At 45.4% G+C, this 17,025-nt stretch carries 13 protein-coding genes; 8 read left to right on the top strand and 5 right to left on the bottom strand.

Going from position 1 to position 17,025, the window contains the following annotated elements; genetic code table 11:
• Positions 1-8 precede the first annotated feature (8 nt).
• A complete protein-coding gene (locus RE317_RS08245; RefSeq protein ID WP_117873916.1) occupies positions 9-1,499 on the top strand; it encodes a UxaA family hydrolase in 1,491 nt (496 codons plus the stop codon).
• A gap of 145 nt (positions 1,500-1,644) precedes the next feature.
• The gene (locus RE317_RS08240) at positions 1,645-2,949 is read left to right on the top strand and encodes a Na+/H+ antiporter NhaC family protein (RefSeq protein ID WP_005846612.1); all 1,305 of its coding nucleotides are present in this window, start codon (positions 1,645-1,647) and stop codon (positions 2,947-2,949) included.
• Between the two features lie 176 nt (positions 2,950-3,125).
• Here RE317_RS08240 and RE317_RS08235 read toward each other — a convergent pair whose 3' ends face one another.
• Positions 3,126-3,977 carry a DUF4373 domain-containing protein gene (locus tag RE317_RS08235; protein ID WP_117873914.1) on the bottom strand — a complete coding sequence of 284 codons (852 nt, stop codon included), beginning with the start codon at positions 3,975-3,977 and terminating at the stop codon, positions 3,126-3,128.
• 347 nt (positions 3,978-4,324) lie between these two features.
• On the opposite strand from RE317_RS08235, the gene dcm reads away from it, so the two are divergent.
• Together dcm and RE317_RS08225 are read left to right on the top strand one after the other, a co-directional pair.
• The gene (gene dcm, locus RE317_RS08230; RefSeq protein ID WP_117873912.1) at positions 4,325-5,620 is read left to right on the top strand and encodes a DNA (cytosine-5-)-methyltransferase; all 1,296 of its coding nucleotides are present in this window, start codon (positions 4,325-4,327) and stop codon (positions 5,618-5,620) included.
• 5 nt (positions 5,621-5,625) lie between these two features.
• Complete coding sequence (locus RE317_RS08225) at positions 5,626-6,816, top strand: type II restriction endonuclease (protein ID WP_032944295.1); 1,191 nt, start codon at positions 5,626-5,628, stop codon at positions 6,814-6,816.
• A 1-nt stretch (position 6,817) separates the two neighbouring features.
• Here RE317_RS08225 and RE317_RS08220 read toward each other — a convergent pair whose 3' ends face one another.
• On the bottom strand, positions 6,818-7,333 hold the full coding sequence (locus RE317_RS08220; RefSeq protein WP_117889390.1) for a very short patch repair endonuclease: 516 nt from the start codon (positions 7,331-7,333) through the stop codon (positions 6,818-6,820).
• Between the two features lie 928 nt (positions 7,334-8,261).
• Between RE317_RS08220 and RE317_RS08215 the strand changes: the two genes are divergently transcribed.
• Together RE317_RS08215 and RE317_RS08210 are read left to right on the top strand one after the other, a co-directional pair.
• On the top strand, positions 8,262-8,540 hold the full coding sequence (locus tag RE317_RS08215) for a LysO family transporter (RefSeq protein ID WP_005846617.1): 279 nt from the start codon (positions 8,262-8,264) through the stop codon (positions 8,538-8,540).
• Complete coding sequence (locus RE317_RS08210; protein WP_005846620.1) at positions 8,537-9,157, top strand: lysine exporter LysO family protein; 621 nt, start codon at positions 8,537-8,539, stop codon at positions 9,155-9,157. The genes RE317_RS08215 and RE317_RS08210 overlap by 4 nt, the downstream gene beginning before the upstream one ends.
• Before the next feature lie 62 nt (positions 9,158-9,219).
• Here the strand turns inward: RE317_RS08210 and RE317_RS08205 are convergent, their stop codons facing one another.
• The 3 genes from RE317_RS08205 to uvrA form a co-directional block, all read right to left on the bottom strand.
• Positions 9,220-10,881, bottom strand: a complete 1,662-nt coding sequence (locus tag RE317_RS08205; protein ID WP_012055523.1) for a peptide MFS transporter — start codon at positions 10,879-10,881, stop codon at positions 9,220-9,222.
• 106 nt (positions 10,882-10,987) lie between these two features.
• A complete protein-coding gene (gene ybaK, locus RE317_RS08200) occupies positions 10,988-11,473 on the bottom strand; it encodes a Cys-tRNA(Pro) deacylase (protein WP_005846627.1) in 486 nt (161 codons plus the stop codon).
• Between the two features lie 14 nt (positions 11,474-11,487).
• Positions 11,488-14,316, bottom strand: coding sequence for an excinuclease ABC subunit UvrA (uvrA, locus tag RE317_RS08195; RefSeq protein ID WP_012055521.1), 2,829 nt, complete (start codon positions 14,314-14,316; stop codon positions 11,488-11,490).
• Positions 14,317-14,470: 154 nt separating this feature from the next.
• Here uvrA and RE317_RS08190 point away from each other — a divergent pair, with 154 nt between their 5' ends.
• Positions 14,471-16,279: a LysM peptidoglycan-binding domain-containing protein gene (locus RE317_RS08190; RefSeq protein WP_005853240.1), complete on the top strand. Its 1,809-nt coding sequence runs from the start codon at positions 14,471-14,473 to the stop codon at positions 16,277-16,279.
• Positions 16,279-16,962 (top strand): porin family protein, encoded by a 684-nt coding sequence (locus RE317_RS08185; protein ID WP_117873787.1) that lies wholly within the window; start codon positions 16,279-16,281, stop codon positions 16,960-16,962. Before RE317_RS08190 ends, RE317_RS08185 begins: the two co-directional genes overlap by 1 nt.
• Positions 16,963-17,025 lie beyond the last annotated feature (63 nt).

Raw genomic sequence — 17,025 nt, 5'->3', positions numbered from 1 at the left:
AAATAGAAATGGAAACAAAGTATTTGAAAATCAATCCGGCTGATAACGTAGTGGTGGCTATCTCGGATTTAAAAGCAGGCGAGGCCATCACGGTAGACGGTCATGCCATCACGTTGAAGGAAGACGTGCCTGCCGGCCATAAGGTGACACTGAAAGATTTCGCCCAAGGCGAGAATATCATCAAGTATGGTTACCCCATCGGCCATGCCGTGACTGCCGTGGAACAAGGACGCTGGATCAATGAAACCCAGATAAAGACAAACCTTGCCGGACTGTTGGATTACACCTACAATCCGGTCAGCGTAGACCTCAATATCCCGAAGAAAGACCTGACGTTCAAAGGATACCGCCGCAAAAACGGTGATGTAGGTATCCGTAACGAGGTATGGATTATCCCCACCGTGGGTTGTGTAAACGGTATCATCGGACAACTGGCCGAAGCGTTACGCCGCGAAACCAACTGCGAAGGTGTGGACGCTATCGTGGCATTCCCTCACAACTATGGCTGTTCACAGCTGGGCGATGACCACGAGAATACCAAGAAAATTCTCCGCGACATGATTCTGCATCCTAATGCAGGAGCCGTACTGATTGTCAGTCTGGGCTGCGAGAACAACCAGCCGGATGTTTTCCGCGAGTTTCTGGGAGATTACGACACAGACCGCGTAAAGTTCATGGTAACTCAGAAAGTGGGGGATGAATTTGAAGAGGGTATGAAGATTCTGCGTGAACTGTACGCCAAAGCCAAGACCGATGTACGCGAGGATGTTCCTTTGTCCGAGCTGCGTGTAGGCTTGAAATGCGGCGGTTCGGATGGCTTCTCAGGTATCACCGCCAATCCGTTGCTGGGTATGTTCTCCGACTTCCTGATTGCACAGGGCGGTACTTCCGTACTGACGGAGGTTCCCGAAATGTTCGGTGCGGAAACCATCCTGATGAACCGTTGCCGCACCAAGGAACTGTTCGAGCAGACCGTACACCTGATTAATGACTTTAAGGAATATTTCCTGTCACACGGCGAACCAGTGGGCGAAAATCCGTCACCGGGCAACAAGGCAGGTGGTATCTCCACCCTGGAAGACAAAGCGTTGGGATGTACCCAAAAATGCGGCAAAGCATACGTTGACGGAGTTATGGGCTATGGCGACCGCCTGAAAGTGAAAGGTTTGAACTTGCTTTCCGCACCGGGCAACGATTTGGTAGCTGCCACCGCCCTTGCCTCCAGCGGCTGTCACATGGTGCTCTTCACTACCGGCCGCGGTACTCCGTTCGGTACGTTTGTTCCTACCATGAAGATTTCCACCAACTCCACTCTGGCTAAAAACAAACCGGGATGGATTGACTTCAATGCCGGAGTCATCGTAGAAAACGAACCGATGGAAAAGACCTGCGAACGCTTTATAGACTATATCATCCGTGTTGCCAGCGGAGAACCGGTAAACAATGAAAAGAAGAATTATCGTGAAATCGCCATCTTCAAGACAGGCGTGACACTATAATCCAATTTTATCCCCAACTTTCCCAATACCCTTACAGCCCTGCCTTCCCTGTTACGAAGGTGGGGCTGTGACCTTTTTCCCCCATATATTGTTATACAGCAAGTCTTTTTGTAACTTTGCACCTCATTTTATAAAATACAAATTCATGAACGGTGAAAAATTAACTCCAATAACCAATAAGCCCAGTCTATGGGCACTCAGTCCACTGCTGGTATTTCTATGCCTGTATCTGGTGACTTCCATCATTGTAAACGACTTCTATAAAGTCCCCATCACGATTGCTTTCATGGTATCCTCGGTCTATGCGGTATGCATCACCAAAGGCCTGAGCCTGAATGAGCGAATGCTGCAATATTCCATCGGCGCAGCCAACAAGAACATCATGCTGATGATCTGGATTTTCATCCTGGCAGGCGCATTCGCCCAAAGTGCCAAAGATATCGGGGCCATTGACGCGACCGTCAACCTTACGCTTCTCCTGCTGCCGGACAATCTGCTGCTGGCAGGCATCTTCCTGGCTGCCTGTTTCATCTCACTCTCCATCGGGACCTCGGTAGGAACCATCGTGGCACTAGTCCCCGTGGCAGCAGGCATCGCAGAGAAAACCGACATGAACCTGGCCTTCATGACAGGTATCGTGGTGGGAGGAGCCTTCTTCGGCGACAACCTTTCATTCATCTCGGATACCACCATCGCCGCCACCCGTACCCAGGGATGCGCCATGCGTGACAAGTTCCGGGTAAACTTCATGATAGCCCTTCCGGCCGCTCTGATGGTTTTCGGCTACTATATTTTCAGAGGGATGGACGTGATGACCACCCACGACATCCAGTCGGTGGAATGGATCAAAATCCTCCCCTACCTGGTTGTGTTGGGAACCGCCATAGCAGGTATGAATGTGGCACTCGTACTGATACTGGGCATCGCCACAACGGGAGTGATCGGCCTGTTCACGGGGAGCATCGGCCTGTTCGACTGGCTCGGCTCCATGGGCACAGGGATCACCGGGATGGGTGAGCTCATCATCATCACCTTGATGGCAGGCGGTATGCTGGAACTGATCCGTTTTAATGGCGGAGTGGACTATATCATCCAAAAACTGACCAAACACGTCAACAGCAAACGCGGAGCCGAACTTTGCATCGCGGCTTTGGTGAGCATCGCCAATTTCTGCACAGCCAACAATACGATAGCCATCATCACAGTGGGACCGCTTGCCAACGATATCGCTACCCGCTACAGGGTGGACAAACGCAAGAGTGCAAGTATTCTGGATACTTTCTCGTGTGTCATCCAGGGAATCATCCCTTACGGAGCACAAATGCTGATTGCTGCCAAACTGGCTTCCCTGTCTCCTTTGAGCATTATCGAATACTTGTACTATCCGGTAGCCATCGGGATATTTGCCCTGCTGAGCATCTTCTTGAGATACCCCAGACGGTATTCGTGAAAACAAGCGGCAGACGGTTATATTCCACCACGCACAGACCGGCTGAACTCTTTCGCAATGTCCAGACGATGAAGGTGAAAGATTTATAATCTTACAGCTGTAAGATATAGCATCTTACACGTGAAAGATCCATATCTTCCGTGATTAACGGCGCGTGCCTGGGGGGCAAATAGCATTCAACAAAGATACGATATGCATTTATCCATGGGCGGTCCAACTCCTCTTTCTTCCAAATCCGGAATCGTGCGTGGTGTATCCACCCGAACCCGGATAGGGAAAATCTCATTGATATAGCATTTCTGTCGAGGTGTTACCCTGACATTTTTTTCATAGCAAAAAAACATGTTGTTGCCGATGCCGATGTTTCTTTGTATGATGTTAACATCATCTTTCTTTTTCTTCTCTTCTCTATTCTTTTCTTCTCTTATAAAGTTTTGCTTAAAGCTTGCTTGCAAACTCCCATTAACATACTCACTATCAATACATTGCAGTGTGTTTTCGGTTACATTTTCATCATCACTTTTTTCAATCGTGTTTTTCATGCATTTTACACTGTTTTCCGCATTGTTTTCCGTGTTGTTTTCCTTATTGCCTGCATCGTCATTCGCTTCTTTATCCGCTGCCGTGAGGACAGTAGAAGTGATTACTTTTTCAGCTGTCTGCACAGTCTTTTTCTTGCTGCTTCTTCCTCCTTTGCTACCGGCGGCGGCACGTTGCTCCGAAAGCTTATTCTGATAACCCATCACCTCATCCAGATACAGGCATCGGAAATATCCGTCCTCCGTTATGACAAACAAGTTAAAGTCTTTAATGAGATGCTGCAGATCTTCCACTGTAGCCCCCCATTGTTCAGCCAACAAATCCAGTTCGTTAAAATCGTGTTTGTATTCCTGTTGCCTTCGCAGGAACAATATCATTTGAATATATAATCCTATTCCCATGCATTTCATTTCGGCATTCAGCTTCATCATTTTGTAATCCGACATCAAGCTGCAATTCAGCCGGATAAACTGTTCGGTGTAATCCATTCCTTTGGTTTATTATATAGATGACAAAGTTACGAAAAAAAGTGAAACACAGAAAGATATAGTGATAGAATTGAGTTACAATAGTGTCGGTTGAACTGCCGATTATTCGTAAAGCCATTACAATCCCCGCCGAAACCAAATCCTGCCACCGCTACGTTACTTGTTCGTAACCATGCCCGAAAATAATAGTTACCCCATGGATTAAAAAAACGTCACTGATGAAAATCTTTATCCTCGACACCAAACGCTACAAAAAGGAATAAAATACAGAATCTTTAAAAACTTGTTATTCGCTATTCTCGATAAAAAGCAGTACTTTTGTCCTCATTAATTAATTCACAAATTGAATGATCGCAAAAAAAACAGTCATAAAAGATATTAAGCTCGCCGATTTCCCCGAGGAAATTGACGAGCAAAACAACATAAAAGTGTACGGAGAGACCAGTTGGGAAAATCAATTGGCTGTACTCAGCCATTATCTGCATAACAACGACTGCATCGAAAGCAAAGAAAGTAAGTGGGAAGTGATATACGCCATCCGTGAGTTTTTAGAGCAGAAAAAAGAGAGCAAGAAAGAAGAAATAACGGATGAATATGTGACCAAAGTCGCAGAAGATCCTACCGCATACGGTCTGTTCTCGGATTTCTTCAACGTACCATTTCCTGATCCTAAAAAACCAAAATTCACTTTCATCGACCTATTTGCCGGAATGGGAGGTTTCCGCCTAGCCATGCAGGCGCAAGGTGGCAAGTGTGTATTCTCGTCGGAATGGAACAAATATGCCCAAAAGACTTACTTGGCAAACTTTGGAGAAATGCCTTTTGGCGACATTACAAAAGAAATAACCAAAAGCTATATCCCTCGGAATTTTGATGTGCTATGTGCCGGCTTTCCGTGTCAACCATTTTCTATTGCCGGAGTATCGAAGAAAAAAAGTCTCGGACGGGAAACGGGCTTCAAGGATAAAACACAAGGTACGTTATTTTTTGATGTGGCAGACATTATCAGTCGTCACCGTCCCAAAGCATTCTTTTTGGAGAATGTGAAAAACCTGATGTCTCATGACAAAGGCAACACGTTCAAGGTAATCAAGGGCACATTAGAGGAATTGCGTTATTCACTCCACTACCTTGTCATGGACGGACAAACCTATGTGCCACAACATCGGGAACGTATCATGATAGTAGGTTTTAACCAAGATGTCTTTCATGGAAAAGAGCAATTCGCCTTTCCCGAGCAGAAACAATCAACCCAAAGCATCAAAGAAATACTAGACCCTGATATTGACGAAAAATACACGTTGAGTGATAAGCTTTGGAGCTATCTGCAAAACTATGCAGAAAAGCATCGCGCCAAGGGAAATGGATTTGGTTTCGGAATGGTGGATCTGAATGGCATTTCCCGTACTTTAAGTGCCCGTTACTATAAGGATGGTTCCGAAATCCTTATTCCACAAACAGGAGGAAAGAATCCTCGCAGATTGTCTCCTCGCGAATGTGCCCGACTAATGGGATATCCCGATGAATATCGCCTTAACCAAGTTTCTGATGTACAAGCTTACAGGCAATGCGGGAATTCAGTCGTAGTACCTCTTATTACAGCCGTTTCAGAACAATTAGTAAAAGCCATGTTAAATAATTGATTATTATGAGTGAAATTCTAAATAGTGCCATAGTCAAAGTACAAAATGCCAAATATGCATTTTGCCGTTTCATTACAGCCAATGATACTGGGAAGAACGGTTCACATCAAGCAGGCTTCTATATACCAAAATGCGCAGCGGCACTTTTGTTCGACACTCCGGGAGTGAAAGGTGAAAACAAAGACAAGATGGTAAAGGTCAAATGGCAAGATGATTTTACAACTGACAGCCGTTTTATCTATTATGGGCAAGGAACACGTAATGAATACCGAATAACCCGTTTTGGGAAAGGCTTTCCTTTTTTTGAGGAAGACAATGTAGGCGATTTGCTCATTATTGCCCAACAGAGCGAAGATTATTATTATGGTTTCGTCTTGCAGACAGATCAGGACATTGACGATTTCTTTGCCTATTTCAACCTTTCTCCGGAGAAAACAAATCAATTGATTGATGTTACACAAGCAAGTACACCGGAAAAGCAATTGGAAATCGGCATCCAAGAGCTTGTTGCCTTATACACCGATTTTCCGGAAACCCGGCAAATGGCTCAATTCGCCAGAGACATATATAACAAAGCTCATCATATCACGGACTTTCATATTTGCAAGTTTCCCGATGAACAATTATTAAAATGGATTGATACGGAGTACAGTCTATTCCGCTGTTTCGAGGAGAAAGTTTATGCACCTATTTACAGTGTGCCTTTTTCTAACTGTCAAGAATTGGTCAAATTCTCAAACATCATTCTCAACCGTCGCAAATCCCGCGCAGGCAAATCCTTGGAGCATCACCTTGCAACGATATTCACGGCGGCACAATTGGAATACGAAGAACAAGCCGTGACAGAAGACAATAAAAAGCCCGATTTCCTGTTTCCCAACGGAGAAGCTTACCATAACATGCTGTTTCCTGCTAACAAATTGGTATTTCTTGGAGCAAAAACAACCTGCAAAGACCGTTGGCGACAAGTTCTGAACGAAGCAGACCGCATCGAAACCAAATACTTGTTTACCCTGCAACAAGGCATTTCCAAGAATCAGCTTCGGGAAATGAAGCACGAACACCTTAAACTTGTTGTCCCTGCCTCTTACCGGACATCATTTGACAAAGAGTTCCAACCTGAAATTGAGACATTGGCTTCATTCATCGAAATGGTTAAATTAAAACAAAACAGTAACCCCATCTATTCAGTATAAATCACCTCTTCCCATATTCCGCTTCGCCCTCGGTCACCACGCCGGGGGGATCTTTGTCCTCCGGTATTTCATAAAACATGGAAGGTCGCGACCTGAATCGTTCCAAATACGTATGGTTGATGTAATATTCTATCTCCAGCAACGTCTGCTGCCTCACCGCAGATTTCAACTGACACTCCCACACGGTTATTACCGACCAACCCATTTTACGTAACTTCTCCTTGTTACGCTTGTCCCTCAGCTTATTCCCTTCAATCTTATTTTTCCAAAACTCGCAGTTGGTCTTGGGCATGGTACCGTCCACCTCATGCCCGTGCCAAAAACATCCGTGAATAAAAATCACGATGCCGTATTTGCGCAATACGATATCCGGAGTTCCCGGCAGCCCCTTTACATTTTTGCGGTAACGGTAGCCACGGGAGAAGAGGTAACGGCGCACGATCCATTCCGGTTTCGTGTCCTTGCCCTTGATTTTCGCCATGACGGCGGAACGCTTCTTCTTACTCCAAATATCCATACACTTCGGTTCGATATGGCAAAATTAACCAATTTATGTCAATTCTTCGAATTTCTGAATATGAGAATACATGTAATAGTTCTTCGCAAAAAACGCATCTTCCTCTGCACGCCGTTCCAAGATACATCTGTATCGTTCTCTTGGAATGATCTGTTCCTTTCATATCGCTGTCGTTTTTAGATTGTCAGTTTCAGTATCTCTCTCCAATAGGTCGGATCCGCCTCGCTTAGAAAGAAATCTATGAAGTCCCTTCGTGTGTCCTTGTTCAACCGAGTGGCAACAATCATTCTTCCCGCTTCCGGCAAAAGGGGACAACGAAAAAAAGAAATATCATTTGGTAGCCCGTAAAAGCACCTTTTAGCATAAGTACAAAAGAAAGGGACATTGCGTCATCAGTCTAAACATCGTCTAGGCGCACGAGGCTGTACCTTTTTCTCCGGTTAGGCAGTAGTCGGCACACGCTTGCTCAAAAATCGTTTTGGCAATGGTGTCCAACGGACAAAACCGCTTTTACAAAAAATCTTATGAATAAGGGAATAAAAAACCGAGAGTTTATTTCAAAATCTCCGATTAAATTAAAACACACGCTATATCCGTCCAAAGGTAACAGAAGAAGATTTATGAATATTTATTTTGAAAATATACATAAAAGGATTATCTTTGCACCGCAAATGAATCAATGATATGAACCAATTACAGACTACATACAGCATACATCACCTTACATCGGGAAATACCCCCCTGTGTAATCACTTCATTGTGCATGTACATTGGTTCAGCGGCTTTGTTTAGATTTCCACTCACACGTAATTTATTACCCAACTTTCATCCTACCCACACACGTGCCCGATGAAAGATATATTGCATGATGGTTCTCATTCGGTGAAACCGTCGGGTTGTATATGTTTTACTATAAAAATTGATTGCTATGTTTACTATTATATCTATTATGTTTGTTGGTATCGGTATAGGATATGTATTGCGCAACTTGCAGTTTTTACAGAAAATAGAAAAGAGTACATCACTCACTATCTTCCTGCTGCTGTTTGTTTTGGGAATCTCTATCGGCTCCAACAGCTTAATCATTAACAATTTAGGCAGATTCGGATGGCAGGCGGCTATATTGGCTACATTAAGCATTTTGGGCAGTATGCTAGCTTCTTTCCTGGTATTTCATCTGTTTTTTAAGAAAGGAGGCAAACAATGAAAGGCAGTTTGGTTGTTGTCGCATTTTTTTGTGCAGGATGTATGATTGGAGCTGTCAATAATTTCCAGTATGACATGCACTCTGTTTCCATGTATGTGCTTTATGCACTGATGCTCCAAGTAGGAATCAGCATAGGCAGCAATAAGAAATTGAAAGAACTGATTAAAAGCTTACGGCTGAAAATGCTCCTGGTACCGATGGCTACCATTGCGGGAACCTTGCTTTTCTCGGCACTGGCCAGTCTGCTATTAAGCCAATGGAGTGTATTCGACTGTATGGCGGTGGGCAGCGGCTTTGCCTATTATTCGCTTTCCTCCATCCTGATCACACAGTTCAAAGAACCGTCTATCGGATTACAACTGGCCACCGAATTGGGAACCATTGCGTTACTGGCCAATATTTTCCGGGAGATGATGGCATTGCTCGGTGCTCCGCTCATACGGAAATATTTCGGACAGCTGGCTCCCATCTCGGCTGCCGGAGTGAACTCGATGGATGTATTGCTGCCATCCATCACACGTTATTCGGGAAAAGACATGATTCCCCTGGCCATATTCCACGGAATACTGATTGATATGAGTGTTCCTGTTTTCGTATCCTTCTTCTGTAATTTATAAAAAAAGAGAAGCCCGCTGATTGGTTAAGCGGGCTTCTCTTTCATATATAATATAGGCGGGAATTATTTCGCAACCTTTTCCAGTTTCTTCATGATAGAGAAGATGAACAATGCTGAAAGCAAGCAGCACACAATCAATACACTCCATACCATCCACAACTGCATATCACCCCACAAATAACCGATGATAGCTACCAGATAGTTACCAATAGCAGTAGCCACAAACCAAAGTCCCATCATAGCGCCTTTATACTTGGGAGGAGCTACCTTGGAAACAAATGAGATACCCATCGGTGACAGGAACAATTCGGCAAAAGTCAATACCAGATAAGTCGAGATCAGCCAGTTGGGTGAAACCAACGCGCTCTCGGCAATACCATTGGCTTCTACTTCGGCAGGAGTAGGCAGACCGAATGAGCCGAATGCCAGCAACATGAAACCTACTGCGGCAATCACCATACCGATACCGATTTTACGCGGAGCTGATGGTTCTTTTCCTTTCTTTGCCAATGAACCGAATACTGCCAGTGATACCGGAGTCAGAGCGACAACGAAGAAGGGGTTAAACTGTTGGAAAATCTGAGGAAGGATAGGCAATGTAGGATCCATAGTACCATAATTGACTCCTAAAACCACAAGAGCCAAGGTAGCAATAACGCCTGAAATCAATTTGCCCTTGCCTGTCTTGGACTGGAACAGTGAGAAACCTGCATAAACGGTTACAATAAGCAGAGCCAGATTCCATACGCTGAAGCCAAGGCGATCCAGACCGGTTACCTCATGTGCCGTGTAGTCACGGGCGAAGAAGGTCATGGTAAGACCGTTCTGATGGAATGCCATCCAGAAGAAAATAACCACAGCGAATACCAGCAACAAAGCGACGATGCGTTCTTTGGTCTGTGCGGGAGTCAGCTCTTCTTCGTGTACATTGGCCGGTTTAGCCTGCTTGGAGTTGTAATCGGCATGTTTGAATGTAGAACGGAAAATAACATAAATAGCCATAGAGGCAACCAGTGAGATACAAGCTACACCGAAACCATAGTTATAGGCTTCTGACAATTTATCAATATAAGTAGTACAGAAATCAGCCATGCTTCCTGTGAAATTCTGTGCGGTCTGCATGGCAGTCAGTGTGGCCTCGCCTTCGGCGGTAATCGTACCGTCCAGGAACTGGTGTGCCAAAGAAGGTATCTGGGGCACATAGCTGAAGCCTGCTTTGCCCAACACATAGTTGGTCATGGCAGTAGCGGCAGTCGGAGCGAACAGGGCACCGATGTTGATTGCCATATAGAACAAACTGAAAGCGGTATCACGTTTCGCGCTATACTCAGGAGCATCATACAGATTACCTACCATTACTTGCAGATTTCCCTTGAAAAGTCCGGTTCCCAAAGCAATCAGGGCAAGAGCGCCGAACATGGAATACAATCCGATATTGGTTGCCATCGGGATAGCCAGCAGCACATAACCGGCAAACATGATAACGATACCGGTAGTAACCATCTTGCCATAACCGAATTTATCGGCCAGGATACCTCCGATAAGCGGCATGAAATACACTCCTGCCAGGAAACTGGCAAAGATTGTTGACGTCGTGGCGGCTGTAAAGCCGAATTTCGCTTGCAGGAAGAGAGTGAAAATAGCAAGCATGGTGTAATAACCAAAGCGTTCGCCGGTATTGGCGAGAGCTAATGCGTATAAGCCTTTAGGCTGTCCTTCAAACATAGTTGATAAAGATTTAATTAATAGTTAGTATTCTTTTTTTGCAAAGATATAACTTTTAGTCTATCTGAAAAAAAAAGAGCCACAAATGTGACTCTTTTTGGCATATTTATTCGGTGAAAAGGGAACAAATCTCTGCTTTCGTTTCTTTTATCAGGTCATCGGCCGCTATTTTTATCTGTAATCCGCGGATACCGGCACTGATATAAATGTACGGGAATGCGGTGCAAGTCTCGTGTATATAGGTGGGGAAATGCTTTTTCATGCCGATGGGAGAACATCCTCCCCGGATATATCCTGTCAGGGGAAGCAGCTCTTTCATGGGAATCAGGTCGCATTTCTTGTTACCTGAGACTTTTGCCGCCATTTTTAAATCCACCTCGTGCTCGCCGGGTATGACACAGACAAAATATCCGGATTTATCCCCATGAAGCACCAAAGTCTTGAAGACTTGTTCTATGTTCTCGCCCAAACTGGCGGCAACGTGAACAGCGCTGAGGTCGTTCTCGTCTACTTCGTATGGAATAAGCTCGTATGCTATCTTGGCCTTATCAAGCAGACGGGCTACGTTGGTTTTAGCTATTTTCTCTTTCATTGCTGGTATGCCGGTTAATTTTCCAATTCTTCTTTTATAAATTTCGGGGTATATCCTTTCTTGCTTCCGGCCACTTCCTCAGGAGTTCCGGCAGCAAGCACCTGTCCTCCGCCCCTTCCGCCTTCGGGACCCATATCGATGATGTAATCCGCCAGTTTGATCACGTCCAGGTTATGTTCAATAACCAGAACGGTATTGCCTTTCTCCACCAGTTTGTTCAGTACATTCATCAGCACACGGATATCTTCGAAATGAAGCCCGGTAGTAGGCTCATCCAGAATATACATCGTTTTGCCGGTATCACGCTTGGACAGTTCCGTAGCCAGTTTCACACGCTGGCTCTCTCCGCCCGACAAGGTGGTGGAGGGCTGTCCCAGCTTAATATATCCTAACCCCACCTCTTGCAGCACTTTGATTTTATTCAGAATCTGAGGCACATTCTCAAAGAACTCTACAGCACGATTGATGGTCATGTCCAGTACATCGGCTATGGATTTACCCTTATAGCGCACTTCCAGCGTTTCGCGGTTATATCGTTTGCCGTGACAAACCTCGCAAGGTACCAGCACATCGGGCAGAAAATTCATTTCGATGGTCTTGTATCCGTTACCGCCGCAAGCCTCGCAGCGTCCTCCGGTTACATTGAACGAGAAACGCCCCGGCTTATAGCCACGGATCTTCGCTTCGGGCAGACCGACAAACAGATTCCGGATATCCGAGAATACTCCTGTATAGGTGGCCGGATTGGAACGCGGTGTCCTGCCCAGCGGCGACTGGTCCACATTCACCACCTTATCTATATAGTCCAGTCCCTCCACACTGTCATAGGGCAGAGGTTCCTGCAAAGAACGGTAGAAATGCTGTGACAGGATGGGCTGCAAGGTATCGTTTATCAGCGTGGATTTGCCACTGCCGGACACCCCTGTGACGCAAATGAGTTTTCCCAAAGGAAATTCCACATCCACATTCTTCAGGTTGTTTCCCTTCGCCCCTCTCAGCCATAAGGATTTCCCGTTACCGGGGCGGCGTTCGGCCGGTATCTCTATCTTCATCTGTCCGTTTAAGTACTTAGAGGTAAGTGTTTCTGTCTGAAGCATTTGTTTCGGAGTTCCTTGGAATACTACTTCCCCACCCAAACGGCCTGCCTTCGGTCCCATATCAACCACATAGTCTGCCGCCAGCATCATATCCTTGTCATGCTCCACCACGATGACAGAGTTACCTGTGTCACGCAACTTCTTCAAGGAATTGATAAGGCGGAGATTGTCCCGTTGGTGCAATCCGATACTCGGTTCATCCAGAATATAAAGCACGTTCACCAGCTGGGAGCCGATTTGAGTTGCCAGACGGATGCGCTGGCTCTCGCCTCCCGAAAGGGATACCGAGGTGCGGTTCAGTGAAAGATAATCCAGTCCCACATCCAACAGAAACTTAAGACGGGTACGGATCTCCTTCAAAATCTCGGCGGCAATCATGCGCTGCTTGTCTTCCAGAAAAGGATCGACCTGTTGCAGCCAGTCATACAGTTCGTTGATATCCATGCTTGCCAGTTCATAGATGTTCTTGTCGTGGATACGGAAATGCAACGCCTCCTTGTTCAGGCGCGCGCCCTTGCATTCGGGACAAACATCAGTCTTGGCAAACTGTTCCGCCCACTTCTGGGCAGTGGCCGACGCATCTTTCTCCTGCATCATCTGGATGTACTTCACAATCCCTTCATAAGTTACAAAGTAATCGGAAGAGGTATGAATCAAGGTGCTCTTTATCTTGATACGCTCATCCGAGCCATAGAGTATTTCGTCTATCGCATCATCCGGCATATCCTTGACCGGTGTCTTGATCGTAAAATCATATTTTTCAAGCAGGGCCTCTATCTGCCAGAAAATCATGGCATTTTTATATTTGCCCAAAGGAGCGATGGCTCCTTCGTGAATGGAAAGATTCCTGTCGGGAATCACTTTGTCCACATCAATCAGATTCACATACCCCAGCCCCTTACAACGGGGGCAGGCTCCCTGCGGAGAGTTAAACGAGAAATTATGAGGGGCAGGCTCTTTATAAGACAGTCCGGTGACAGGACACATCAACCGCTTACTGTAATGGCGCACCTCCCGGGTATCGGCATCATAAATCATAATCAGCCCCTCACCCTGCTGCATGGCAGTGGCAACGCTCTGTTTCAGCCGTTTGTCGTCCTTTTCCGATACGACCAGCTTGTCTATCACGACTTCGATATCGTGGTTCTTGTAACGGTCCAACTTCATGCCGTGTACAATTTCGCGCACCTCGCCGTCCACGCGGACATACAGATAACCTTTCTTGCGCACTTGTTCGAAAAGTTCTTTGTAATGCCCCTTGCGGGTACGTACCAACGGGGCAAGCATGAATATCTTCTTACCCTGATAATCCCGGTGAATCAGGCCGATGATCTGTTCCTCGGTATATTTCACCATTTTCTCTCCCGAAAGATAAGAATAAGCAACTCCTGCACGGGCATAGAGCAAACGGAGATAATCGTATATCTCTGTCGTAGTCCCCACGGTAGAGCGGGGATTCTTGTTTGTCGTTTTCTGTTCGATGGAAATTACCGGGCTGAGTCCTGTAATCTTATCCACATCCGGGCGCTCCAACCCTCCCAGGAAATTACGGGCATATGCGGAAAAGGTCTCAATGTATCTCCGCTGCCCTTCGGCGAAGATGGTATCGAATGCCAAAGACGATTTACCGCTTCCGCTCAATCCGGTTATCACCGTCAGGCTGTTCCGTGGAATTTCGACATCTATATCTTTCAAGTTATGTACACGGGCACCGTATACATTAATCAGTTCTTTTTCTTCACTCATAATCTTCTTACTCTGCGTAATCTTTGCAAAATTAATGCTTCCCGACGAAATATTTAATTAAAAAGCCTAATAATATTTTCTATTCTTTCTATATAATGTGAATAAAACAGTTTTTTTTGTACTTTTGCCACTCAGTTTAATCAACACACTGCAAATGAAATTTATTCGAGCATTATATCTTATCGCAGCCTTGTCTGCCAGCAGCACCGGAATGATGGCTCAAACACAGTCTTCCGGCTATTTCCTGCACACCATTACCAAAGGGCAAAGTCTTTATTCCATAGCCAGCATGTATAATGTCACTACCGGTGATATCGTTAAAATGAACCCCGGCAGCGACCAGAAAATTAAAACCGGTGAAACATTGAAGATTCCACAAAAGAACATCGGAACGGAACAGCAGATGTTCCATACCATCCAGTCGGGTGAAACCTTGTACAAGCTGACACAACGCTATGGAGTAACCGCACAACGCATCTGCCAGGCAAATCCCGGACTGAGCGCGGAGAATTTCCGTATCGGACAGGTTATCGTAATTCCCGCCAAAGTGACGGACAGCGAGGAGATAATCATGAACGAGGTGAAAGCCGCACAGACTATCAGACCGGCCACCACTTCCACCCCACTGAAACCCAATTGCAGGGATATGCATAAAGTGGAACGCAAGGAAACGATATTCAGCATCAGCCGCCTGTATGGCATTACAGAAGCCGAACTGATTGCCGCCAATCCTGAACTGCGTACCGAAAAACTGAAAAAAGGAAGGTTCCTTTGTATTCCATATCCTAAGGATACAAAGACTGAAACGCCTGTGGATAATACGCCTGCCGTAATCCCCACGGACGACCAGCTGTTTAATGAAAGCAAGAAGGAGGCACGCAAAATATCTACCATCAAAGCTGCCGTAATGCTGCCATTCATGACAGACGGCAAGGGCAACCGTGACGAACAGACACGTATGGTGGAATACTATGAAGGCTTCCTGATGGCAGTAGACAGCTTGAAGGAAAAAGGAGTATCCATCGACCTGTACTCATACGATACCCATAACAATACTTCTTCCATCAAGAACATTCTGGATAGAAGTGAATTGAAGAGCATGGATATTATCTTCGGCCCGGCTTATCCCGACCAGGTGAAACCGGTTGCGGAATTCGCCAAGAAAAACAATATCCGGCTGGTAGTACCTTTTACCTCCAAAGGGAATGAAGTTTTCAGCAATCCCGCCATCTATCAGATAAATACTCCCCAATCTTATCTGTACTCGGAGGTTTACGAGCATTTTACCCGCAAGTTTACAACCGCCAATGTTATCTTCCTGGATGCAGAAGATGGTGACAAAGACAAAGTGGATTTTATAAAAGGACTGAAAGAGGAGTTAAAAACCAAACGCATTCCTTTTACCGAATTAAAAGGGGAAAATATTACTCCAGAATCATTGAAAGGCGCGATGAACCATAGTATGGATAATGTATTCATCCCGACTTCCGGCACCAACGTGGCATTGATAAAACTGTTACCACAACTGATTGTGACCTCCCGTGACAATCCCGACTACCGTATGCAGTTATTCGGCTATCCGGAATGGCAGACCTATACCAACGACCATCTGGCCAGTTTCTATGAACTGGACACCTATTTCTATTCTTCGTTTTACACAAACAATTTATTTCCGGAAGCCGTTCAGTTCTCATCGGCTTACCGCAAATGGTACAGCAAGGATATGCTCAACTCATTCCCTAAATATGGTATGCTGGGATTCGATACAGGATATTTCTTCCTGAAGGGCCTGTCCCAATACGGCAACAAACTGGAAGACAAACTGGACAAGGTGGCTGTCACCCCTATCCAGACCGGATTTAAATTTGAACGCGTAAACAACTGGGGTGGATTTATCAATCGTAAAGTGTTCTTCGTTCATTTTACCAAGGACTTTGAACTGATTAAACTTGATTTTGAATAATGAAAAAGTATAAGAACTTCGGGCTGTTTGTACTGGCATTGCTCTTTGCATTGCCGGCAGCTGCACAGTTGGGTGAAGAACGTCATAATTTTGCCGTCGGCATCAATGGTGGTCTGAACATGAGTTCCGTCAGCTTCAACCCGAAAATCAAACTGAACACCTTGAACACCATGTCTATGGGGGTTACCATGAGATATATGTCCGAGAAATATTTCAAGATGATGTGTGGCGTGCAAATGGAAATAAACTATTCACAACGCGGATGGGACGAAAAGATAGAAGATGATTCCGGCAATTCTTACAGCCGCACCATGAATTATCTGGAAATCCCTTTCATGGCACATCTGGCATTCGGCAAGGATGCATTGAACCGGGGAGTGAAGGTCTTTTTCAATGCAGGACCACAAATCGGCTTTTTCCTGGGTGACAACGAAAAGATAAACTGGACTACTTCTACAACAAGACCGGAACACGGTAAAGAGGTGGAGAATAAATTTGATTATGGTATCACAGCCGGCGCCGGTCTGGAAGTAAGTACCGGTATCGGACATTTCCTGCTGGAAGGACGTTACTACATGGGATTGAGCGACTTTTACAAGAACTCGAAAAGAGATTTCTTCGAAAGATCAGCCCATTCATTCATAGGCATACGGCTGAGTTATCTGATAGATATTACTAAATAAAAAAAGGACTCTCTCTCATAATACAAAAGCCTGCAAGATTCATCTTGCAGGCTTTTTATATCA

It is taken from the genome of Phocaeicola sp. GP0067 (genome assembly GCF_031119655.1).
Lineage (GTDB): Bacteria > Bacteroidota > Bacteroidia > Bacteroidales > Bacteroidaceae > Phocaeicola > Phocaeicola vulgatus.
The sequence above is the reverse complement of the archived record's forward strand: the minus strand, read 5'-3'. Positions and strand labels throughout refer to the sequence as shown.